Source organism: Paenibacillus aurantius, assembly GCF_032268605.1.
Classification (GTDB): Bacteria; Bacillota; Bacilli; order Paenibacillales; family NBRC-103111; genus Paenibacillus_AO; species Paenibacillus_AO aurantius.
This window is the reverse complement of record NZ_CP130318.1, coordinates 1231924-1252377: the sequence shown is the minus strand read 5'-3', so window position 1 is coordinate 1252377 and position 20454 is coordinate 1231924. Positions and strand designations below refer to the sequence as shown.

22 protein-coding genes are annotated in these 20454 nt (G+C 58.1%); 9 read left to right on the top strand and 13 right to left on the bottom strand.

Annotated elements, in window-relative coordinates; genetic code table 11:
* Positions 1-281: 281 nt before the first annotated feature.
* Positions 282-713: a cell wall hydrolase gene (locus MJA45_RS06120; protein WP_315606383.1), complete on the top strand. Its 432-nt coding sequence runs from the start codon at positions 282-284 to the stop codon at positions 711-713.
* 124 nt (positions 714-837) lie between these two features.
* Entirely contained in the window at positions 838-1506 is a 669-nt protein-coding gene (gerQ, locus tag MJA45_RS06115; RefSeq protein WP_315606382.1) for a spore coat protein GerQ, read from the top strand.
* A 176-nt stretch (positions 1507-1682) separates the two neighbouring features.
* Here the strand turns inward: gerQ and melA are convergent, their stop codons facing one another.
* The 6 genes from melA to MJA45_RS06085 form a co-directional block, all read right to left on the bottom strand.
* Positions 1683-3185: an alpha-glucosidase/alpha-galactosidase gene (gene melA, locus MJA45_RS06110; RefSeq protein ID WP_315606381.1), complete on the bottom strand. Its 1503-nt coding sequence runs from the start codon at positions 3183-3185 to the stop codon at positions 1683-1685.
* A gap of 112 nt (positions 3186-3297) precedes the next feature.
* Complete coding sequence (locus tag MJA45_RS06105) at positions 3298-4236, bottom strand: AraC family transcriptional regulator (protein ID WP_315606380.1); 939 nt, start codon at positions 4234-4236, stop codon at positions 3298-3300.
* Positions 4237-4322: 86 nt separating this feature from the next.
* A complete protein-coding gene (locus MJA45_RS06100) occupies positions 4323-4904 on the bottom strand; it encodes an alpha/beta hydrolase (RefSeq protein ID WP_315606379.1) in 582 nt (193 codons plus the stop codon).
* Positions 4905-5147: 243 nt separating this feature from the next.
* Positions 5148-7259 carry an ABC transporter ATP-binding protein gene (locus tag MJA45_RS06095; protein ID WP_315606378.1) on the bottom strand — a complete coding sequence of 704 codons (2112 nt, stop codon included), beginning with the start codon at positions 7257-7259 and terminating at the stop codon, positions 5148-5150.
* Positions 7256-9100 carry an ABC transporter ATP-binding protein gene (locus MJA45_RS06090; RefSeq protein WP_315606377.1) on the bottom strand — a complete coding sequence of 615 codons (1845 nt, stop codon included), beginning with the start codon at positions 9098-9100 and terminating at the stop codon, positions 7256-7258. The genes MJA45_RS06095 and MJA45_RS06090 overlap by 4 nt, the downstream gene beginning before the upstream one ends.
* Before the next feature lie 88 nt (positions 9101-9188).
* Positions 9189-9470: a hypothetical protein gene (locus MJA45_RS06085; protein ID WP_315606376.1), complete on the bottom strand. Its 282-nt coding sequence runs from the start codon at positions 9468-9470 to the stop codon at positions 9189-9191.
* Between the two features lie 83 nt (positions 9471-9553).
* On the opposite strand from MJA45_RS06085, the gene MJA45_RS06080 reads away from it, so the two are divergent.
* Together MJA45_RS06080 and MJA45_RS06075 are read left to right on the top strand one after the other, a co-directional pair.
* On the top strand, positions 9554-10537 hold the full coding sequence (locus MJA45_RS06080; RefSeq protein WP_315606375.1) for a metal-dependent hydrolase: 984 nt from the start codon (positions 9554-9556) through the stop codon (positions 10535-10537).
* A gap of 179 nt (positions 10538-10716) precedes the next feature.
* Positions 10717-10914 carry a hypothetical protein gene (locus MJA45_RS06075; RefSeq protein WP_315606374.1) on the top strand — a complete coding sequence of 66 codons (198 nt, stop codon included), beginning with the start codon at positions 10717-10719 and terminating at the stop codon, positions 10912-10914.
* 20 nt (positions 10915-10934) lie between these two features.
* On the opposite strand, the gene trpS is transcribed toward MJA45_RS06075, so the two are convergent.
* Positions 10935-11918 (bottom strand): tryptophan--tRNA ligase, encoded by a 984-nt coding sequence (gene trpS / locus MJA45_RS06070; protein ID WP_315606373.1) that lies wholly within the window; start codon positions 11916-11918, stop codon positions 10935-10937.
* A 514-nt stretch (positions 11919-12432) separates the two neighbouring features.
* Here trpS and MJA45_RS06065 point away from each other — a divergent pair.
* Positions 12433-13380, top strand: a complete 948-nt coding sequence (locus tag MJA45_RS06065; protein ID WP_315606372.1) for an aldose 1-epimerase — start codon at positions 12433-12435, stop codon at positions 13378-13380.
* 77 nt (positions 13381-13457) lie between these two features.
* Here MJA45_RS06065 and MJA45_RS06060 read toward each other — a convergent pair whose 3' ends face one another.
* Entirely contained in the window at positions 13458-13997 is a 540-nt protein-coding gene (locus tag MJA45_RS06060; RefSeq protein WP_315606371.1) for a hypothetical protein, read from the bottom strand.
* 160 nt (positions 13998-14157) lie between these two features.
* On the opposite strand from MJA45_RS06060, the gene MJA45_RS06055 reads away from it, so the two are divergent.
* The gene (locus tag MJA45_RS06055) at positions 14158-14388 is read left to right on the top strand and encodes an alpha/beta-type small acid-soluble spore protein (RefSeq protein WP_315606370.1); all 231 of its coding nucleotides are present in this window, start codon (positions 14158-14160) and stop codon (positions 14386-14388) included.
* A gap of 148 nt (positions 14389-14536) precedes the next feature.
* Here the strand turns inward: MJA45_RS06055 and MJA45_RS06050 are convergent, their stop codons facing one another.
* The 4 genes from MJA45_RS06050 to MJA45_RS06035 form a co-directional block, all read right to left on the bottom strand.
* A complete protein-coding gene (locus tag MJA45_RS06050) occupies positions 14537-14932 on the bottom strand; it encodes an O-methyltransferase (protein WP_315606369.1) in 396 nt (131 codons plus the stop codon).
* 274 nt (positions 14933-15206) lie between these two features.
* Entirely contained in the window at positions 15207-15590 is a 384-nt protein-coding gene (locus MJA45_RS06045; RefSeq protein ID WP_315606368.1) for a VOC family protein, read from the bottom strand.
* 12 nt (positions 15591-15602) lie between these two features.
* Positions 15603-15827 carry a hypothetical protein gene (locus MJA45_RS06040; protein WP_315606367.1) on the bottom strand — a complete coding sequence of 75 codons (225 nt, stop codon included), beginning with the start codon at positions 15825-15827 and terminating at the stop codon, positions 15603-15605.
* 180 nt (positions 15828-16007) lie between these two features.
* Positions 16008-17795: a M3 family oligoendopeptidase gene (locus MJA45_RS06035; protein WP_315606366.1), complete on the bottom strand. Its 1788-nt coding sequence runs from the start codon at positions 17793-17795 to the stop codon at positions 16008-16010.
* A gap of 202 nt (positions 17796-17997) precedes the next feature.
* Between MJA45_RS06035 and MJA45_RS06030 the strand changes: the two genes are divergently transcribed.
* From MJA45_RS06030 to MJA45_RS06020, 3 genes are all read left to right on the top strand, one after another.
* The gene (locus tag MJA45_RS06030) at positions 17998-18195 is read left to right on the top strand and encodes a YycC family protein (protein WP_315606365.1); all 198 of its coding nucleotides are present in this window, start codon (positions 17998-18000) and stop codon (positions 18193-18195) included.
* Positions 18192-18443, top strand: a complete 252-nt coding sequence (locus MJA45_RS06025) for a hypothetical protein (RefSeq protein WP_315606364.1) — start codon at positions 18192-18194, stop codon at positions 18441-18443. The genes MJA45_RS06030 and MJA45_RS06025 overlap by 4 nt, the downstream gene beginning before the upstream one ends.
* 171 nt (positions 18444-18614) lie before the next feature.
* Entirely contained in the window at positions 18615-19736 is a 1122-nt protein-coding gene (locus MJA45_RS06020; RefSeq protein WP_315606363.1) for a GGDEF domain-containing protein, read from the top strand.
* A gap of 37 nt (positions 19737-19773) precedes the next feature.
* On the opposite strand, the gene MJA45_RS06015 is transcribed toward MJA45_RS06020, so the two are convergent.
* Positions 19774-20451, bottom strand: a complete 678-nt coding sequence (locus tag MJA45_RS06015; RefSeq protein ID WP_315606362.1) for a DUF2225 domain-containing protein — start codon at positions 20449-20451, stop codon at positions 19774-19776.
* Positions 20452-20454: the final 3 nt, after the last annotated feature.

The following is a 20454-nucleotide window of genomic DNA, read 5'->3' as shown; positions in this document are numbered from 1 at the left end:
TAAGCCAATTAACCGATTGAATAAAGTTTATCCCCGGCAGTCCATTGTCAACCTCTTCATCATAGCAACCCGGGGGGGCTTTTACAACAAGCGGGATGAGAAATTCATACAATTGTCGAAGTCCCCCGAAGGCTCTGTCATGGTTTCGACATCCGATTAATACAATGGAGGTAAGGGTGCCTGGCTTTTGGCCAAGGCTTCCGGTCCGGCGGATGCCGCTCCCTTTCCTCGCCGGACGGAAGGATCCCGGGCCGAAGCAGGCAGAAAGGAAGGGAGAAGTGATGGCTGTCATTAAAACGAACAGCAACGACCGCAAGCTGCTCGCCCGTTTGATGCGGGCGGAAGCGGAGGGCGAAGGTGAGCAGGGCATGCTTATGGTGGGGAACGTCGGGGTTAACCGCGTGCGGGGCAACTGCCTGGATTTCAAAGGGATCCGGTCGCTGGAGCAGATGGTCTTCCAGCGTCCCGGCGGCTTCGAGGCGACCGTCAAGGGATACTTCTACCAGCGGGCGAGGGACCGGGATCTCCGGCTGGCCAACCGGGTCATCAACGGGGAACGGGTTCATCCCGCATCCAATGCGCTGTGGTTCTTCCGCCCCACGGGAGCTTGCCCGGGACAGTGGTACAACCAGCCGAACAGCGGCCGGTATAAAAATCATTGTTTTTTTTCTCCCACTCAGGCAAATTGCTCGAATATCTACAATACTTATTAACTAGTGCCTTATCCGGCAGCAAGGCTCGCGAGAAAACCTCGGTAGGCGCACGAAAATCGCTAGGTAAGCAGAACTTCATTTGCGGATAAGGCACTAGTGCCTTATCCGGCAGGCTGGCACAAGAATGGTCAGTAAGGGAGGAATGAAACGGATGATGCAGTACCAGCCAGGCAAGACCGGCCAGATCGGCAACATGGGCTTCCCGGGACAGGTCGGCGGAGCATCGAACAAAGCTCCGGGCGGAATGGGGGCTCCGGGGTACCCCGGCGGCGGAGGCTACGGTCCGGGTTATCCGGGTATGGCCCCAGGAATGGGCGGCGGAATGATGCCGGGGATGGGACCGGGCATGATGCCCGGCATGGGAGCGGGCATGGGTGGAGGAATGGGAGCCGGCATGATGCCCGGCATGGGCATGAGCCCGACAAGCACGCCTCCCCCGGTGCCGTCGGGAGCCGTTATGACTCCGTCGGGGGGAACGGTCGCCTCGGCCGAGGCTTCCCAGCCTCCGCTTGAGCAATCCTACATCGAGAACATTCTGCGGATGAATCTGGGCAAAACCGCCACCCTCTATATGACGTACGAGAACAATAAGGAGTGGAACGCCAAAATTTTCAAGGGCCGCCTGGAAGCGGCCGGCCGCGATCACATCATCATCAGCGATCCGCAAACCGGCACCCGCTTTCTTCTGCTCATGGTCAACCTGGATTACATCACCTTTGAAGGTCCGCTCAACTATTCCCTCTCCTTCGGGTCAGCGGGCGGCGGCGCCGGAAGCGGACCGGGCGCCCGGTAACCGGCGCGGCAGACCGGGAAAGCTTTTTCCTTATCAGGCAAGACAAAGACCTCCGTTTCTACATTCATGTAGAGACGGAGGTTCTTTCATGAGCAAATTCTGGCTTTCCTGGGGGAACATCCTCGACTGGGGTCCCGCTTCCGATCCGCTGCCTGCCCCGGCTAACGCCGGGCTCGTTATTTCGCCGCCGGACGCTCCAGCGCTTTATCCGATTCTCCGGCGTTCTTGTTCGCTTCCTCGCGGTTCTTCCGCATCTCCTCCACCGTCTTCACCTCAAGACGGGCCGCTCCACGGTAATCCCGGGTCGGCACGAGCGGGCCCGAAGCCAGACGGGCTTTGGCCGCCTGGATGGCCTCCCCGTATTGCGGCAGCCACGCCTCCTGCGCGGCCAGCATCTCGTCGACCATCTGCCACACCTCTTTCGGGTTGCAGACCGCCCCGACCAGCGGATCCATCAGGAACGCCTGCCTAAGCAGCCGGTCGTCTCCATGTACGGCCGCTTCTACGGCAAGCCGCTGCACCGAGATGCTGGCTTGGCAAACCGCGGCGCAGCCGAGCGGAAGGTCGCCGACCACCGGCATGCTGATGCCGTTGCGGTCCACGTAGCCCGGCGCCTCGATGATCGCATCGTCCGGAAGATTGGAGATGACCCCGTTGTTGACCACGTTAAAATGCCCGCGGTACACACGCCCCGTCTCCAGCCCCTCGATGATGTAGGAACCGTGCTCTTCGCCGCGGGCTTCCGGTGCATACTTGACCGGCGCTTCCTTCATCCAGTTCGGAAAATCCGTTTCGAACCAGCGGCGGCCCTCCGTGCATACGCGGAGGTATCCTCCCGTTTCTCCATTGATCCAGCTTCCCAGATCGATCCAGTCCTTGATCTCCTCCGGACGCTTACGGTACCAAGGAAGGTATTCGCTTAGATGGCCGTTCGATTCCGTGCTGTAATAGCCGAAGCGCCTCAGCATGTCGATCCGGACCTTCTCCGTTTGGCTGTATTCGGGATGATTCTCGAACGCCTCAAGCAGGCGTCCGGTCATGTCCTCCCCGTTGTGCTTCACCTGAATGTACCAGGTCTGATGGTTGATGCCTGCGCAGATGATGTCGACCTCATTCTTCTCGAGTCCGAGCGCCTTAGCGATCTGCCGGTGTCCTCCCTGGACCCCGTGGCACAGCCCGATCGTGCGTACGCCGCCGTACTTGTTGCACGCCCAGGTGAGCATAGCCATCGGATTGGCATAGTTCAGCAGCAGGCACCCGGGCCCCGCCACTTCCCGAATGTCTTTGCAAATCCCGAGCATAACGGCGATGCCCCGCTGCCCGTACATGATCCCGCCGGCGCAAAGCGTATCGCCCACACACTGGTCGACGCCGTACCGGAGCGGAATGTCCACGTCCGTCTGGAAAGCCTCCAGCCCGCCGACGCGGATCGTTACGAAAACATAGTTGGCCCCCTTTAGAGCCTCGCGCCGGTCGGTTGTCGCCTGAATGCGGATCGGCAGCCCGTTCTCATCGATGTCCCTCTGGCAGAGCCGGGTCACCATGTCGAGATTGTGAGGGTTGATATCGGTAAACGCCACCTCGGTTTCGGCGAATTCCGGCACGGACAGCAGGTCACGCAGCAGCCCGCGCGTGAAGCCGATGCTCCCGGCTCCGATGAAAGCTATTTTGAATGCCATGGTTTCCTTCCTCCTTACGCTTCCAGAATTAGATCTCCCTGAAATCGTAGCATATGGGGAAAGAAACGGTTTTCACGATCTTGACTTGTTCCGTGCCAAAAGGTATAAAATCTTAACCTTCCGTCTCCGCTCCCTGATGGGTCCGGAAGGTGCGGCGGTACCCGGCCGGCGTCTGGCCGGTGTGCTTCTTGAATACGGCGCTGAAATACTGACGGCTGTTCATGCCGATATAGCATGAGATGTCGATTACCGGGATATCCGAATGGGCGAGCAGCATCCGGGCCTTCTCCACCCGGACCTTGGTCAGGTATTCCATCACCGTACAGCCGGCTGACGCCTTGAACACACGGTGGAGGTAACCCGGATGCAGGCTGACCGCCCCGGCTATGTCCTTCAGCTGAAGGTCGCAGTCATAGTGGGAGTGAATATACTCCGTCGTTTTGCGGAAGTAAGAAGAAGCCGGGCTCGCCCCCTCCGTATCCGTTTCTTCGGCCATCCGTGCTATTTGAAGAATGAGCCGCGAGAGAAGGAGCTGCACCATCGTATCGCGGCTTCCCCTTCGTTCGGACAGCTCCAGCACGAGACTTTTTAAGGTGGGATACACTTCCCCGTCGTCCTTCAGCAGCCAGAATGGCCTGGGCTTGGCCAGAAACCGGCCGAGCTCCTCCCCTCCTGCGGCCAGTTCCCGAAGGCAGAGGCCAACGCCTCCGCCTGACGCAAATTCGAATTCTACATTCAGCATACGGCAGGGATCGCCCACGAGCAGATTGTGGCTCACGTTGGCGTCAAGCAGGACGAAGTCCCCCTTCTTCAGGGAAAGGGAAGCCCCTTCGGTATCCACGACACAGGCTCCCTTCAGGACGTACATGATCTCAACCCGATCATGGGAGTGGGCGTCCATCCGGAATCCTTCCCATTGACGGAAATAATAAGCGCTAACGCGGGGGCGGTACTCCTCTGCCAGCAGCTCCGGCCGGTACAGGCTGTTGGCTGCCTCGTTTAACCCGCTTGCCGTTTTTGCGGCAACATTCATGCTCGTCAAGCTTGACATGCTGGCCCCTCCCGTCTGACCCTTCTGGTTTAACCTTACCGGATGAGGGCCGGTCGGGGCAAGTAAGGAAATGTAGTGCTGCCTTATCAAATAGGCCGGGCACTGCCCCGTTGTTCTTCTAAAACCAGTAGACGGATATCATCCGCCACTTCCGATAGGTTGCCGGTAAACTGATGCCCCCTGTCCATGAATTCCCGGGTATGCGCATGCGGAAGCTTCCCGGCATAAAGGGCCAGATGCGAGCAGGGCACTATCTTATCATCCCGGCTGTGGTAGAAGACTATGGGCCGGTAACCGGTCAGCTTACGCTCGGAGCCTTCGCACAGACGGTATTCCTCTACCTCCCATCCCTCTGCTCCCCAATAAGGCGGGGCTATCAGAAAAACACCTGCTGGGGGAGTTGGCGGCTCCTCCTCCGAAAGATACTTCAGCAGGAAGGACGCCCCAAGAGAATGTCCCGCCCAAATCGCCCTTCCTCCCCGGGACATCAGGATCCCGGCCACCCTGTCCCGCCAAGCCCGGTAATCCGGCCTGTCCTCATCCGGCATCTGCGGATAGACGACCTCCATTTCCTCGCCCAAGTGCATTCTCAGATTCTCCGCCAGCTTTCGATCCGCCTCATAAGCCCCTTTCCCACCGCCCTGCAGCAAAAGAAGCCATGTTTTCATTATTGCTCCTCCTTCAGTCGCTTTTCAGTCATCCCGCTCCCCCTTAACCTTACCATCAGCCTGTCCCCGGGTTTTCTTCCCGATTGCTCATCTGAACAAAGGAAACCCGCGAGTCCTTAGCGCGTTAGGGCTCGTAGGCGGTCTCGCAGCTCTCAAGGCCGGACAGAAGAACAAAAACCCGCAAGACCGTCACTTTGGAAGTGTCCGTCTTGCGGGTTCTCATTTTTCGCGAGAGGCGTTAGGCTATTCCGCCGTCTTCAGCCCCCGCTGGTCCTTGTACTGAAGCTCGAACAGGCGGTAATAGTACCCCTTCTGCGCCAGCAGCTGATAGTGGCTGCCGATCTCCCGGACCCGTCCTTTGTGCATGACGATGATCTGGTCGGCATGCTGGATGGTGGACAAGCGGTGGGCGACGATCATCGTCGTCCGGCCCTTGGAGATACGGTGGAGCGCGTCCTGGACGATCAGCTCCGTTTCGGTATCGATGTTCGACGTCGCTTCGTCGAGAATAAGGATTTGCGGCTTGAAGGCGATCGCCCGGGCAAAGGACAGCAGCTGCCGCTGGCCGAGCGACAGGCTGACCCCGCGCTCTCCAAGCGGCGTATGGTAGCCGAGCGGCTGCCGGCGGATGAAGTCGTCCATGTGCACCATGCGGGCCGCCTGCTCGATCTGGGCATCCGTGATGGAGGGATCGTTCAACCGGATGTTCGAGGCGATGTCGCCAGTGAACAGGAAGACATCCTGCTGCACCACACTGATGCAGCGGCGAAGCTCGTCGAGCGGGATGCGGCGGATGTCCACCCCGTCCAGCTTGATCGAGCCTTTCTGGATGTCGTAGAACCGGTTGATCAGCTGAATGATCGAGCTCTTCCCGGCGCCGGTCGCCCCGACGAAGGCGATCGTCTGGCCCGGCTCAATCTTGAAGCTGACGTCCTTCAGCACCCAGTCCTCGTTCGTGTAGGCGAACCACACGTTCTCGAATTCGATCTCCCCGCGCACCTGCTTCGGCAGCGGGACGGGCTGCTCCGGCTCGGCCATGCCCGGCTTCTCATCGAGCATGTCGAAGATTCTTTCCGCACCGACCATGGAGGTCTGGATCTGGTTGTATTTCTCCGCGAGGCTCATGAGCGGCTGGAAGAACTGGCGGATGTACTGCGTAAAGGCGTAGACCACCCCGAAGGTAATGCCTCCTTCGATGACATTGAGGCCCCCATACCAGATGAGGAGCGCAATGGCGAGGTTGCCCATGAAGCCGATCGCCGGCTGAAAAATCGAGTTGATGACCGTGCCTTTCATTCCCGCTTTGTAATAGGCCGTGTTGTGGCTGTCGAACTGCTCCCACTGCCGCTCCTCCCGGATAAACAGCTGGGTGATGCGGATTCCGGACAGATTCTCGGCAAGAAAGGAATTCAGCCGGGACAGAATCAGCCGGGCCCGGCGCTGCGCCTCCCGGACCACCTTGCGGTAATAGAAGGTCATGAGCGCCAGCACCGGAAGCACGGCAAAAGCAAGCAGAGAAAGCTTCAGGCTCATCTGAAGCATAATGATCACGATTCCGATCACGACGATGACGTCTTTGATCAGGTTGACGACCACTTGCGAGTACAGCTGGTTAAGGGACTCCGTATCCTGGGTGACGCGGACCACAAGCCGCCCTACCGGATTGCGGTCGAAGAACGACATCGACATCCGGCTCAGGTGGGTGAACAGCTTCTCCCGGATGTTGAAGATGATCGTCTGCCCGGTATATTGAAGCAGATTGCCCTGAACATAGTTCAGAACGGAAGACACCACGACCGTAATCAGGAACAGCACCCCCAGGTTCACGAAGCCCCGGTAATCGTGCTGGCGGAAGGCCTTGACCTGCTCGGCCTCAAGCGGAACGGCCGGGTAGGTCTGGCCGCTCATCACAAGCTCGGTTTTCCCGCCCGCGTCCTTCCTAACCTCAGGGGCTTCCTTCTTGCCCGCCGGAAGCCAGCCTTCCGCCATGTACTCCCGGTCGTTCACCTCTACGATCTGCCGTTTGGCCGCGGTGGAAGGCAGATTCGTCAGGTCCGCGTCTTCCGGCACCCGCACGTACACCCGGCCGTCCACCTCGGTGACGTCTCCGAACCGGGCAAGCTCTTCCGTCTTGTCTGCCGTATCGGAGAGCATCGGCCGGTTCAGCCCGTGAATGTGCTCGTCGATGGCGAGCTTGAGCAGGTAAGGACGCGCCAGGTCCGCGACCACGATCAAGATGGCCAGGACCAGGCAGAGGCCGATCATTTTCCAGTACGGCTTGGCAAAAGCCAGCAGCCGCCCGAGCAGCTGGGAATCGGTGAAGTCTACTCTTTCTTTCTCTTTATGAATGTTCATGCCCCCGCTGCTCCTCCCCGCCGGTTATAATCCGGATTCCGCGCCGCCCCGGCGGCAATCTCCGCCTCCGGCCCGTCGGCGCCGTCCGGCGGAAGCTTCTCCGCTTCCTCCTCGAGCAGCTGCTTGCGGTGAATATCCGCGTAAAGGCCGTTCAGCGCCAGCAGCTCATTATGCGTTCCCCGCTCGATAATCCGCCCCTCGTCCAAGACGATGATTTGATCGGCCGCCTGAACGGAGGAAATCCGGTGACCGATAATGATCGTGGTCCGGTCCTCCATGACCGAATGAAGCCCTTCGAGGATGAGATCCTCGGTGATCGTATCCACGGCGGACAGGCTGTCGTCGAAGATCAGAATCGACGGCTTCTTGATGAGGGCACGCGCGATGCTCACCCGCTGCCGCTGGCCGCCGGAGAGGCTGATCCCCCTTTCGCCGAGCGCCGTATCGAATTTATTTGGAAACTCAATGATATTATCGTACACCTGAGCGATCCGGGAAGCCCGCACCACCTCGTCCTCGGTATACGGGCGGGGATCGAAGCTGATGTTATCCCGGATGGTGGAGGAGAAGAGGAACTGATCCTGCGGAACGATCCCGATCTGGCTCCGGAGGGTCTGCAGCGGAATCTCATGAATGTCATTTCCGTCGATGAACAGGGTGCCTTTAGGCGGATTGTACAGCCGCACGAGCAGATGCACGAGGGTGCTTTTGCCGCTCCCGACCCGGCCGACGATGGCGAGACTCGAGCCCTTCGGGACGTGCAGGGAGATGTTCTTGAGCGTCGGTTCCTTGGCCTCCGGATAGCTGAAGGTCAAATTTCTTACCTCGATTCCCCCCTGCAGCGACGTAATCCGGGGATCGGCCGATACATCGTCGACCACGTCCGGCTCCGTATTCAGAATGGCGAGAATCCGGTCCTCCGACGCTTTCCCGCGCTGAAGCTGATTGACGACCTTACCCAGGTTCTCGATCGGCCCCATGAGAAGGGAAAGATACGTATTGAAGGCGACGAACTCTCCGAGCGTAATCGTTCCGTTCAGCACAAGAATCCCCCCGAACACGACCGACACGAGGAAGCTCAGCCCCACGATCGCCGAAGAGAGCGAACCGAACAAGGAGTTGGACCGGACGAACCGGCGGTTAAGGGCAACCGCGCGCTGATTATCCTTCGTGAACAACGCCCTCTCCTCTTTCTCTTGAACAAAAGCCTTCACGACCCGGATGCCGGCGGTAAATTCCTGAACCCGGCTCGTCAGATCCCCCACGGCCTGCTGCACGTCGGCCGACTGCCTCTGGATCTTTTTATTGAAGGAATAGGCCAGAATGCTCAGCATCGGCAGAGGCAGCATTGTGAGCAGCGTAAGCCACGGATTCACCGAAGAGACCATGGCCACGACGGTAATCGTAATGAGCACCACAGCCTCCAGAATGTTGAACAGGCCCCCCATGGTGGTCTCCCGGATGACGTTTACATCTGATATGGCGTGCGACATCAGGTCCCCGATCCGCTGGTTGTTGAAATAGGGCGCCGACAGCCTCTCCCAATGGGAAAAGAGGCTTCCCCTCACCTGCATCTCGAGCCTGCGCGACATCCGGAAGAGATAAATTCTCCCCGTGGAACGAAAAAAAGCAACCCCGAATCCCGCCCCGATCATACCGGCGGCATACCCGATTGCTTCTTGGTACGTTAGCACGCGCTGCTCCAGCCCGTCCGTGAATCTCCCGAGAAGGTTAGGGATAAACAGCTGCATCAGGCAGGAAACGGTAACGAGCCCCGCTCCCAGTAAATAAGCCCAACGATTCTCCGCGATATAGGCGCGGAATATTGACTTTTTTTTCATCCGGTCTCCCCCTTCCTTCCTTTTCCATACTATAGGTTATAACGAAAGGAAGAAGGAAACCATGGATATCCATGCTTGAAAAGATGGACTATCTTACTTTTTGAAAATGCCAAATATGAACCTTGTCCTTGCCCCCGGACACCATTCCGTTAAGCTTCGCCCATGGACCGGTCTCCTCGTTCAGACGCTCCTCCTTCAGCCTGAGGTAGCCTTCTTTATCGAGCCCGGACCATAGTTCCACGAACAGGTTGGGCTGGTCGGTGCCCTCATACAGCTCAAACCGTGCCCCTTCCCCCATGCTTTGCATAAACTGCAAATAGTCCTCCCGCGCTTCTCCGTCAATCCGGTATTCCACGAAAACTTTATTCACGCCGCCGCTCCATTCGTTTATTTTTTGGGTAAGGAAATGGTACAATAACAAAAACCGATAGCTCACAGTCAGGAGGGGTAACGTTGGACACTGGTACACACCTGGTTATTGGTTTGGGGCTCGCCGGGTTGGCGCATATCGACCCCGTTGTCGCCGCTGATCCGCATACGGCCGCAGCCGTAATGGCCGGTACCGTTCTCGGCTCCCAGGCACCCGATCTGGACGGGCTGCTCCGTTTCCGAGGGAATGCGGTTTATATACGCAACCACCGGGGTACCTCCCATTCCCTGCCCGCTTTGTTCCTATGGGGGATTCTGATTACCGCCCTGGTTTCGCTTATTTTCGGGGAGCTTCCGCTGCTTCACCTCGCCCTGTGGACGTTCGGAGCCGTCTGCTTCCACGTCTTCACCGATCTGTTCAACACATACGGTACCCAGGCGGCCAAGCCTTTTACGGAAAAGTGGATCTCCTGGAACATCATTCACATTTTCGATCCCTTTATATTCTTCTCCCATCTGGCGGCCATCTTCCTGTGGGCCGTTAAGTTCGGAAGGCCGGAAGTGATTTTCCCGGTGCTGTACGGTCTGATCGCTCTCTATTATATATGGAGATCCGTTCACCATTACCTGCTCGAGAAGCGGATCGCCCGATTGGATACGGACTTTCACCCCGAGGATAAAATTTTCGCCATTCCGACCGTCAACCTGAATGTCTGGAACGTCGTCAAGCGGCGCCATGACGGGACCTATGTTATCGGGGACTACCGCAACGAGAAGCTGCGCTGGATCGACCGCGTCTCCTGCCACTCTCATCCGGCCATCGACGCTTCCCGCCGCCATCCCGATGTGGCCGCCTTCCTCTACTTCTCCTCCTTCGCCTGCGCGGAGGTACGGGAGCTTGAGAACGGCTACGAGGTCCGGTGGGCCGACGTCCGCTACCGGCACCGCAAGCAGTATCCCTTTGTGGCCGTCCTGCGAATGGACCGCGACTACACCCCGCTCTACTCCTATGTAGGGTGGAAGAGCGAATCCCGCATCGAGAAAAAGCTGAGCGCCGACACGATCTGACCGGAAGCATCCGGTGACAGCCGGGTTCGCCGGTGCGCTGCTACCACCAGTACCGCATGGCCTGCCGGTAAGCCGAACAAGCCTCGACGCAAAAAGAGCGAGAGCTCGGGGGAAACCCCTGAGCTCTCTTTCTGTGAAGCCATACCGCACGCCCTTATCATGGAAAGGAAAGTGACCTTATGAACAAACCGTTAGCCCTGCTTCTCGCCTGCGTTACCGTAGCCCTCATGCTCGGGATCTCGTGGAGCCTCAGCCTGCGCCGCCCTTGGCTCGCCCTCGGGTTTGCCGCGGCCACAATCCTGTTTATCGGCTTCAGCTTCATTCTGAAGGCGAGAGCCTGCCGCCGGCAGGAGGCGAACAACCGCGACCAGGGTTAGCCTGCCCGGGCCGGGAAAGCCTATGGCTGAACGAAGCCCATCCGTTCTTTCACCTGGCGCAGTATAGGAGCCGCTACCTCCGAGGCTTCGGCCGCGCCCTTCTTCAGGACGTCGAAGATCATGTCCGATTCGCGGATTTCCCGGAACCGCTGCTGCAGCGGCTCGAGGACGCCCACGACCTGCTCGGCCAAATCCTTCTTGAAAGGACCGTAGCCCTGTCCCTCGTATTTCGCCTCGATTTCCTTCACGCTTAAGCCCGAACAGTGGCTGTAAATCGAAAGAAGGTTGCTCACCTCCGGCTTCTCCTTCGGGTCGAACCGCACCTCCCGGCCGGAATCCGTGACGGCGCGGGAAATTTTCTTGCGGATCACATCCGGAGGATCGAGCAGCGTGATGAAGCTTCCCGCGTTCGGGTTGCTCTTGCTCATCTTCTTCGACGCATCGTCAAGCGACATGATGCGGGCGCCCACTTCCTGGATGTAGGGCTCGGGTACGGTAAAGGTATTTCCGAACCGGGAATTGAAGCGCTGGGCCAGGTCGCGGGTCAGCTCGAGATGCTGCTTCTGGTCGTCCCCTACCGGGACCAGATCCGTGTTGTAGAGCAGAATATCCGCTGCCATCAGAGACGGGTACGTGAACAAGCCGGCCCCCACGGACTCCTTGCCGGCAGACTTGTCTTTAAACTGCGTCATGCGCTCCAGCTCGCCCATGTAGGTGAGCGTCGTCAACAACCACCCGAGCTCGGCGTGCTCCGGAACCGTCGACTGCAGGTACACGCTCGCCTTGTTGGGATCGATGCCCGCCGCCAAATACAGCTCCGCCACCGTACGGCTCTGTTCCCGCAAAGCTTCCGGTTCTTGAGGAACCGTTACCGCATGAAGGTCCACCACCATGAAGAAGCATTGATGGTCGTGCTGCAGCTTAACGAAATTTTGAATCGCCCCGATGTAATTCCCCAGGGTCAGCACCCCGCTCGGCTGGATACCCGATAACACTCGTTTCATTCTTATTCCCTCCCGGGCCTTCCGCCCTCTGATTACTTGTCCTGCCTGGTGCCTTATCCGTGTTCGCCTATCGAGGTTTTCCCACCGGATAAGGCACTAAAACCACGCAAAAAAGGCCTAACGCCGCAAAGGGACGTTAGACCGTGGTGCCACCCTAATTCACCCGCCCCGAGGGACGAGCCTTTGACGCTCCGGTAACGGGGAGCCACTTCGTGCCGCTTACTTGGGAAACCGCCCAGCTATTGCTGCAAAGCTGCGGAATTGTCCGGTTCGGCTTTACGCTCCGGGACCCATTCGGCGGAAGCCTCCCGCCGGCTTGCACCACCCGCCGGCTCTCTAAGAAGAGAGGATCATTCCGATTACTTGTTCCCATCCTTGCGTTTTCCTTAACATTTTTATTTATTATACCCGCTCCCCCGGGAAAGTCAAACCTGCCCGGTTCGTTGGCGGGAGACGGTTCCTTTTGCTACAATAAAGCGATAGCACCGACCCTACTAAGGAGTGATCTTCGCCTATGATCAAGCAGGAGATTTTGCAGGATACCTTGGTTTATACGATGGAGAACGAGCATTTGCGGGTCTCTCTCGCTCCTACGCTCGGGAACAACCTGTTCCGCGTCTACGACAAGACGGCCAAAAGGGAAGTGCTGTTAGTTCCTGACAGCATGGACAGCCTGGTGAAGGCGCCTGGACACAGCGGAACACCGCTCATGTTTCCGCCGAACCGGGTCCGCAACGGCGCCTTTCATTTCCGAGGACGCGACTACCAGCTGGAGATCAACACTCCGGAGGGTCACCACATTCACGGGTTCCTCCGCAATCATCCTTGGAAAGTGACCGATTCGGGCCAGCAGGGCCAGGTCAGCTTCATCAAATCCACCTTCGCCTTTGCGGAGCACCCCGATATCCTGAAGCAGTTTCCCCATGCGGTCATTATCGAGATGACCTATGTGCTTGAGGGCCCGACCTTGGCGCAGAAGGTGAAAATCATCAACCACAGCAACGCCCCCATTCCGGCGGCGTTCGGGCTGCACACCTGGTTCCGGCTGGACGACGAGCCCGAGAAATGGACGCTTGAGCTGCCGGTTACCGCCATTTGGGAGCTGGATAAGGAGAATATGCCCACGGGCAAGCTTCTGCCTCTTGGCGAGTACGAGGCGCTGGCCTCAACCGGCATGAATCTGAAGGGCCTGAACCTCGACACTGTCTTCCAGATCGGGGACAAAGGCCGGGAGGCGGTCCTCCGCAAGGATGACTACGAGCTTCGTTACCAAATCTCCGATCTCTATAAGCACTGGGTCATCTATACCCGCGGCGAGGCGAAGGACATCATCTGCCTGGAGCCTTACACCTGGGTGACCAATGCCCCCAACCTGGACTTGGATCCGTCGGTCACCGGCATCATCGGGGTCGAGCCGGGAAAGGCGATTGACCTGGAAGTGACGCTTGTGGTGAACGGATAACTTTCATTTGAAGTCAAAAAGGCTCGAATCCTTAAGGGATTCGGGCCTTTCTCTTACGCAGCTTCCTGTAAGAAAGCTTACTCCCCGGCCGTGTGCCCGGCTTCCGCCAGCGACAGCCTCTCCAGCAGCTCCCGCACGATAGCCGGCGTGTCCTTGACGAGCGGCTTGTAGTCGAGCCCTTCCGTAAACGCCAAATAGTCCTCGGCGAGCCGCCGGACCGCTTCCTGGTAGGCCGCCTGGTCCACCTCATAGGAGGCCAGTTCCCGGGACGTCCCGTCCGGGCTCTCCTCGAGCTCCGTCAGCCGGATGCGGCCGGCCCCTTCATGCTCCACCCGGAAAGAGTACGCCCGGCATTCCGGATCCCCGCAGCCGCAAACGAGAAATGGCATACGGCTCCACTCCCCGGGATCGGCCCAGCGGTTGGGCTTCGTGTCCTCCAACGCGCTCAGCAGCAACGCCGGCAGGCCCACATCCACACACAGGGGCTCGTCGATAATCGTTTCGCCGTCCACTTCCAGAACCACATCCGCATGGATGATTTGCAGGTCCTGGTCCCAGCTGAACCCGTCTGCCTTCAGTTTGAACATGGTGCGGTTCCCCCGTTTCCTTCGTGACATTATACGTCAGTATAGCATATTCCCCTCTCCGGGGGCTTCCACCCTGCAGGCGATCCCTGTCCCGACAAGAGGCGGTATTCTTTTGGTGGGAATTACCAAAAAATTCAGTGAGTAGAATTTCCGCTCCTGTTCATACTACCTATTACTGGAGGTGATAGATATGGGAAGCGGACAAAGCCGTAGCAGCAACGTCCTGGTAGTGCCTCAAGCAAACCAAGCCCTGGAGCAGCTGAAATATGAAGTAGCTCAAGAGCTGGGGATTCAAATCCCGCAAGATGGCTACTATGGATACATGGCAACCCGTGACACCGGTGCCATCGGGGGTCACATTACCCGTCGTTTGGTCCAAATCGCCGAGCAACAACTGGCTGGTCAATTCGGAAACCGTTAATTGACCTTCCCCCGCATGGATGACGAAGAGCTGTGAAGTTGATCCGACCTCTATGCGGGAACCTACTTCACCCGACAAAAGTAACCCGGCTGCTCCATTGGAGCAGCCGGGTTTTTTTGATGCTTGACGGGCCGGGAAGGCTCGCGCCTTACACCGTCTCCCGGATGTCTCTCTTCGCTTCCTTGTTCATGAACAGGCTAGCCATGTTGTAATTGGACTCAAACTGGAAGCTCGCGTAAAGACTTTCTTTTTTGACGGCGAACTCATAAAAAATTTCCCCATGCGTCCAGTTCTTCTTGTAGCGGAGCGAATCCACCGCCATTTTGCGGAATTCATGAAAATGGAGCTCGGTCAGCCCCTTCTCAGCCGCCTCCAGGACCCCGCTCTTGCTCTCCATCGGGTTGTGCTTCACTCCGAATTTCCCGACGACGTTGTTGCGGACTTGAATAAACACGATTCCGGAAGAAAGATGGCACAGCTCATCCTTGATTTCGCGGAAAACAATCTCAACCTGCTTGGACAGGGGGAGTTGTTCCAGAATCACTAAAGTCCCTCCTTTGCTAGATAAAGTAAAATTTATGTAATATTATGCAGGTCTTGAGACCTATTATATAGGGGGACTTTTCAGAATTCAATAACTTTTTTTCCATTTTCTGCACGTTCTTTATTGGGAACGTAGATCCTAAGCCCCACCTGCCATTAAGCGCTTCCATAAGCTCGTTACCTTCCGGATAAAAAAGCTCGTACAAATGGAAAAAACCAACCCGCTGGAACCGGGCTGGCTGCTGAAGATTAGTTTGGAAATACCAAGGCGGAAATCAGTCCAGCGACTCGGCATTGATCTCAATGATGTTGCGGTCGGGATCCAGGATGTACAGCTGGGGAAAGCCCGCTCTCGCATTCGGTCTCGCGTCGTAAGGAATGCCGGCCTCCTCCGCCCATTGGACGGCCTGCCGGAAGCTCTCCACCCGGATGGCAAAATGGCCGTCCCGCGAGTTGATCTCGCCGCTGCGGAGGGTCTCGCCGTCATAGAGGATCAAGTGAAGCTGCTGGTTGTCCCCGAGCGAATACCATGCTCCGAGGAAGTCAAAGGGGGGCCGCTCGAGCGGCTCCAGTCCCAGAACGCCTCCGTAGAAGGCTTTGGAGCGCTCCAGGTCGGTCACATTCAAGCTTATATGATGCAGATACGGTTTTATCAGCATAAGCGCTCTCCTTTAGGCTCCGAAAGGGGCGTAATCCTGCCGCTGAAGCTCCAGGAGCTTGGCGAGCGGGATTCCCGTTTTCTCGTGAATTTCCAGCATGGTGCTGTTCGGATGAGCTTTGATATAGCGGCGGAGCTCGAAATAATACTCGTCATTGGCCGCTTGGCAGTCGCGGCAGTAGGCCGATTTCTGGCGGAGAAACAGCTTCCCGCATTGCTTGCAGTTGGATAACGCCATTCCAGGTTCACCTGCCCGGGGAGTAATGGAGGGGTTCCGTCCTTCGTCGTTAGAATTCCGGCTGCCCGGAATCTCTGGGGTCGTTGGTTGGAAACAATTCCAGTATACCATGGCGTCCCTTTCCATTAATTGGGCTTATAGTCCTAAATCCCGGGGCAGGTCCCCCCGAATCCCGATTCCCTATTTAGTCATTTCCAGGAATTGGTGTATATCTTCGACACAGAGTCCGACGGCCCTATCCCAAAAATCGGGCTGCTCCAGGTCGACGCCGAGATGCTTCTTCGCCAGCTCCTCCACGGTCATGCTGGCCGTGTCGCGAAGCAGGGCAATGTAGCGGTCTTCGAAGCCTTCGCCCTCCTTGACGGCCTGGGCGTACAAGCCGGCGCTGAACAAGTAGCCGAATGTGTACGGGAAGTTGTAGAAGGGAACATCGGTTGCATAGAAATGGAGCTTCGCCGCCCAGAAATGCGGATGGTACTCGCCGAGAGCGCCGCTGAACGCTTCCTTCTGCGCTTCCACCATAAGCTCGTTCAGGCGTTCGGTTCCGACAAGCCCTTTGCGGCGCTCCTCATAGAAGCGGGTTTCAAACAGCAGCCGGGCATGAATGTTTAGGAAGAACGCGACCGTCCGCTGGATTTTGTCCTCGAGCAGGCCGAGCTTCTCTTCTTCGCCCGCCTGCCGGATAGCGGCGTCGCTTACAATCATCTCGGCGAAAGTCGAGGCCGTTTCGGCGACGTTCATCGCGTACTCCTGCGCCAGCGCAGGCAGGTCGTCCATGACGTACTGGTGGTAGGCATGGCCGAGCTCGTGGGCGAGCGTGGAGACGTTGGAGGCCGTCCCTCCGAACGTCATGAAGATCCGCGTCTCTCCGCTCACCGGGAAGGACGTGCAGAAGCCTCCCGGTCTTTTGCCCGGTCGGTCCTCCGCCTCGATCCACCGCTTCTCGAAGGCGAGCTCGGCGAAGTCCGCCATCTTCGGGCTGAATCGGCGGAACTGCTCCACGATGAGGGCGGCTCCCTCGTCGTAGCTGTACTCACGGCCGGAGCCGCCGATCGGGGCCTCCACATCGTGCCAGTCGAGCGTCTCCGTCCCGAGCAGCTTCGCCTTGCGCTGAAGATACTCAACGAGAACCGGCTTGCTGCGGGCGATGGCGCCCCACATGGCGTCTAACGTCTTCTCCGACATTCGGTTGATGGCAAGAGGTTCCTTCAAGACGGAATCCCAGCCCCGGTTCCGGTAAAGGGCAAGCCGGAAGCCGGCGAGATGGTTAAGGGCGTCCGCACAGAAATCCGCCTGCTCCTCCCAGCTCGCTTCCCACTGCCGGAACAGCTGCTTCCGCTTCTCCCGGTCCGGTGTATGGAGCTTGTTGTACATCTGTCCGGCGGACAGCTCCACGGTTTGGCCGTTATCCTCATAAGGAATGCGCATCCGGCTGACCGTCGTATCGTAGAGATCGCCCCAGCCGTGGTAGCCGTCAACGGCCAGATCGTTCACGAGCGACTCCTGCTCCGGCGGCAGCTTCTCCTTGGCGAGTGCGCGGCGTTCCTCCAGGGAGAAGGCTACCCCGGATGCCGGCGGCTGCTCCAGCAGACGGCGGAAAGCTTCCTCCGGAAGCCCGGTCAGCAGACGGTCAAACCGGGTGAGGGCGGACTGATAGGCCGCCGACAGTCCCTTGATCCGGCCGCCCAGCTGGACGGCCCGCCGGTCGCTCTGGTTCTCGGCCGCCAGACAGCCGGCGAACGATTCCGCTTCCCTCAGCTTCTTCAGGATCGTCTGGAGGCTGCCAAGCAGTGCCGGGATCTTCTCGGCCCGCCGTTCTTCGGGGAGCTCCTCGGCCTGGTCAAGACGGCCGGAGAATGCCGCGGTTTCCTCCGCGATTTCGTCCAGGAAGGAAGCAAAGGCGGGAGACCCGCTCCCCCCTTCAAAGATCGAATCCAGCTCCCAGGTCGGGTTCAGTGGCTGCTTCATTCCTTTATCGTCCTTTCTATCGGTAGGATGGTGGTTCCGTCCTCCCATTTAATCATACTTCCCCCGGCAGGGTAAAACGAACGCCTCCTCTTCCGGACGGAGGCCTTACACCGGCCGAATACCTCCCTGACGTTTGCGGTCCTTCCGCCAGTATGATTAAATGTAGTCAAAAAGCAGCCTACCTTTAGAAAGGATGACCGCTATGCGTCCCCTGCAAATTTCCCCGGAAACGGCCGTTAAATTATCCGAAATGCTCAAGGTGCCCCTGGAGAACCTGATGCACATGCCGCAGCATATTCTGCTGCAGAAGCTGGGCGAGCTGGCCAAGCAGCAGGCCGAAGAGGAAGAAGCCAAGAAAGCGCAAGCCGCGGAATCCGAAGCCCGCGGACCGCAATCATGATTCCATTCGACCGCACCTGGCCGTACGAAACCGTTCAGAAGGACGTTTATGTCCGGGAATGCCCCTTCTGCGGCAGTGAGAACGTGCTTCTCCCTCTGCGGACGAAGGATCTGCAGCCGATCCGCGAAGGGGCCAAGAAGCTTCTGGTCTTCCCCTGCTGCTACAGCAGGGTCACGATCGTCGACAACGATCCCGATTATCTTCTGGCCGACCAGCCTCTGCGTGGAAGAAGAACGGACAGAACCTGAATCCGGCATGGCCGCTAGCGGCCATGCCGCTTTATGTTTTCCACTTGTTCCGTCCCGGAAGCTTAATCTTTCCTATAAATAAAAGAGCTGTTCCCCTAGGAAAAGAGGAAATTTTTGTTATAATAGAAATTGAGACTTTGTACCTATTCCACATGCAAGCGAGTGGTTCCAATGAACGATATTCTCGTCCTGGTTATGAACGCCTGCGCCTTGATGACCATTAGCTATATAGCCATAAAGCTTCGCGGCCGGATGGGAACGGACCGGCTTCTTCCCGTTTCCCTATTGACGGGCCTAGCTTCGATCGTGATGATGGCGCTGCCTCACCCCGTGGGCTTTCCCATGCATGACATGAGGTACGCCCCGGTCATCATGGTCTCGCTGCGTTTCGGGGGAGCTTACGGCCTGCTCTCGACGGTTCCTCCCATTCTGTACGCCCTTCTCTTTCGGGAGGCCGACCCGCTGCCCGGTATTCTTCACGGTCTTCTGATCCCATCCATCATTTCTTCCTTCTTTCACAAGGGCGAATACCGCAGCGGCTACAGCCGGATCAAGATTTGGGACGGGGTAGCCATTTGCTCCGTTCTGTATCTTCTGCGCTTCGGGACCACGCTCTATGACCCCTCCTCCCGCGGACTAGTGGCATTGGCGGGCAATACCGTGGAATGGGCCGTCTCGATTGTCATGGTCTTTCTTCTTATTGCCATGCTGAACGAGGAAAGCTCGGCTTGGTTCGACCAGCGCAAGCTTGAGCTGATGGCCAGCCAGGACCGTCTCACGCGGCTGCCCAACCTTAGAAGCTTTATGAGAATCGCCGAGAACACGCTCAAAGAACAGCCGATCGCCATCCTCATGCTCGATATCGACGACTTCAAAAATTACAATGACCGGCTCGGCCATCTGCAAGGAGACCAGCTTCTCCAGGAAGCCGGTGCGGTGCTTAGAAGCGCAGCGGGAGAGAAGGATTATGTGGCCCGCTACGGTGGAGAAGAATTCATCGTCATGTCGAGCGGCTGCGATGACATCAGCATGGCGGTACTCGCCGGTAAGCTGTGCCGGACGGTCAGCGACTACCCTTTTCCTAAGCGAGAGGTGCAGCCGGACGGACGGATCACCATCTCGGTGGGAGCGGCCGCCGCGAAGCAGCCGAAAGAGGACCTCCGCCGGCTGATTGCGCAAGCCGACGAGGCCCTCTATTATTCCAAGCATACAGGCAAAAGCAAATATACCATCTATGAAGATACCCTGCCGGCCGTCATGAAGGGACACGGAAGCCGAATCCCCGGGGCCTGATCCCTGACGGCCGGTCGGGGTTCAACCGGCCGGCGTGTTACGCCTCTTCCGCTTTCGCGGCCATATCCTGCCGGGTGACCTCCCATTGATCGCGGGAGGTCCGAATCATGGCGGCATCCATGATGCTCTTGTCGTTCACGACCCGCGAGAACCACTGCACCGCTTCGGAATACCGGCCAAGCCGGCGGTTCAGCTCACCGAGCAAATACATAAGGCGGGCATTGTTGACACTGCCCCCTTCCCGTTCATAAACCGAAAGATACGCCTGCATGGCGAAGGCAAGGAACCGCTGCTCCTGGGCGTGATCCTCCTTCTCCCGGTACAGCCAGGCGATATGGTGAAGAAGACCGGCGATCACCCGGTCTTTTTCTTGTTTGGCCTGGGCACAGACAAGGGCCAACTTGTAGGTGGCGAGAGCGTCCTCCCAGGTCCGGCTTCCCCCATAATCCCGGAAGGACCAGTTCCGGCCGACCTTCTCTTGAAGGGCCGCCCGATGAACCGGTGCCAGCTGGGGATGAAAATTTTCCGTAGAGGCATATCCGCACGAGGGGCAGACGGCCACCACATAGTAGTCGGGATTGATCTCCTTGAACACCATATAGAAATCGCTCTCGGTGCGGACCGGTCTTTTGAAGCTGCTCCGCACCCGGGAGGTGGTAAACTCCCGTTCACAAACCAGGCAGGTGTTCTTCGTTTGGTACAAGGGCTCCAGCATGGG

Excerpts from the sequence above, each read along its gene's own strand:
- MJA45_RS06025 (WP_315606364.1), top strand. The coding sequence starts at position 18,192 with ATGATTCCATTCGACCGCACCTGGCCGTACGAAACCGTTCAGAAGGAC.
- trpS (WP_315606373.1), bottom strand. The coding sequence starts at position 11,918 with ATGAAACGAGTGTTATCGGGTATCCAGCCGAGCGGGGTGCTGACCCTG.
- MJA45_RS06090 (WP_315606377.1), bottom strand. The coding sequence starts at position 9,100 with ATGAAAAAAAAGTCAATATTCCGCGCCTATATCGCGGAGAATCGTTGG.
- MJA45_RS06020 (WP_315606363.1), top strand. The coding sequence starts at position 18,615 with ATGAACGATATTCTCGTCCTGGTTATGAACGCCTGCGCCTTGATGACC.
- MJA45_RS06035 (WP_315606366.1), bottom strand. The coding sequence starts at position 17,795 with ATGAAGCAGCCACTGAACCCGACCTGGGAGCTGGATTCGATCTTTGAA.
- MJA45_RS06015 (WP_315606362.1), bottom strand. The coding sequence starts at position 20,451 with ATGCTGGAGCCCTTGTACCAAACGAAGAACACCTGCCTGGTTTGTGAA.
- MJA45_RS06030 (WP_315606365.1), top strand. The coding sequence starts at position 17,998 with ATGCGTCCCCTGCAAATTTCCCCGGAAACGGCCGTTAAATTATCCGAA.
- MJA45_RS06055 (WP_315606370.1), top strand. The coding sequence starts at position 14,158 with ATGGGAAGCGGACAAAGCCGTAGCAGCAACGTCCTGGTAGTGCCTCAA.
- MJA45_RS06095 (WP_315606378.1), bottom strand. The coding sequence starts at position 7,259 with ATGAACATTCATAAAGAGAAAGAAAGAGTAGACTTCACCGATTCCCAG.
- MJA45_RS06060 (WP_315606371.1), bottom strand. The coding sequence starts at position 13,997 with ATGTCACGAAGGAAACGGGGGAACCGCACCATGTTCAAACTGAAGGCA.
- MJA45_RS06045 (WP_315606368.1), bottom strand. The coding sequence starts at position 15,590 with ATGCTGATAAAACCGTATCTGCATCATATAAGCTTGAATGTGACCGAC.
- MJA45_RS06120 (WP_315606383.1), top strand. The coding sequence starts at position 282 with ATGGCTGTCATTAAAACGAACAGCAACGACCGCAAGCTGCTCGCCCGT.
- MJA45_RS06105 (WP_315606380.1), bottom strand. The coding sequence starts at position 4,236 with ATGTCAAGCTTGACGAGCATGAATGTTGCCGCAAAAACGGCAAGCGGG.
- MJA45_RS06065 (WP_315606372.1), top strand. The coding sequence starts at position 12,433 with ATGATCAAGCAGGAGATTTTGCAGGATACCTTGGTTTATACGATGGAG.
- gerQ (WP_315606382.1), top strand. The coding sequence starts at position 838 with ATGGTCAGTAAGGGAGGAATGAAACGGATGATGCAGTACCAGCCAGGC.
- MJA45_RS06075 (WP_315606374.1), top strand. The coding sequence starts at position 10,717 with ATGAACAAACCGTTAGCCCTGCTTCTCGCCTGCGTTACCGTAGCCCTC.
- MJA45_RS06100 (WP_315606379.1), bottom strand. The coding sequence starts at position 4,904 with ATGAAAACATGGCTTCTTTTGCTGCAGGGCGGTGGGAAAGGGGCTTAT.
- melA (WP_315606381.1), bottom strand. The coding sequence starts at position 3,185 with ATGGCATTCAAAATAGCTTTCATCGGAGCCGGGAGCATCGGCTTCACG.
- MJA45_RS06040 (WP_315606367.1), bottom strand. The coding sequence starts at position 15,827 with ATGGCGTTATCCAACTGCAAGCAATGCGGGAAGCTGTTTCTCCGCCAG.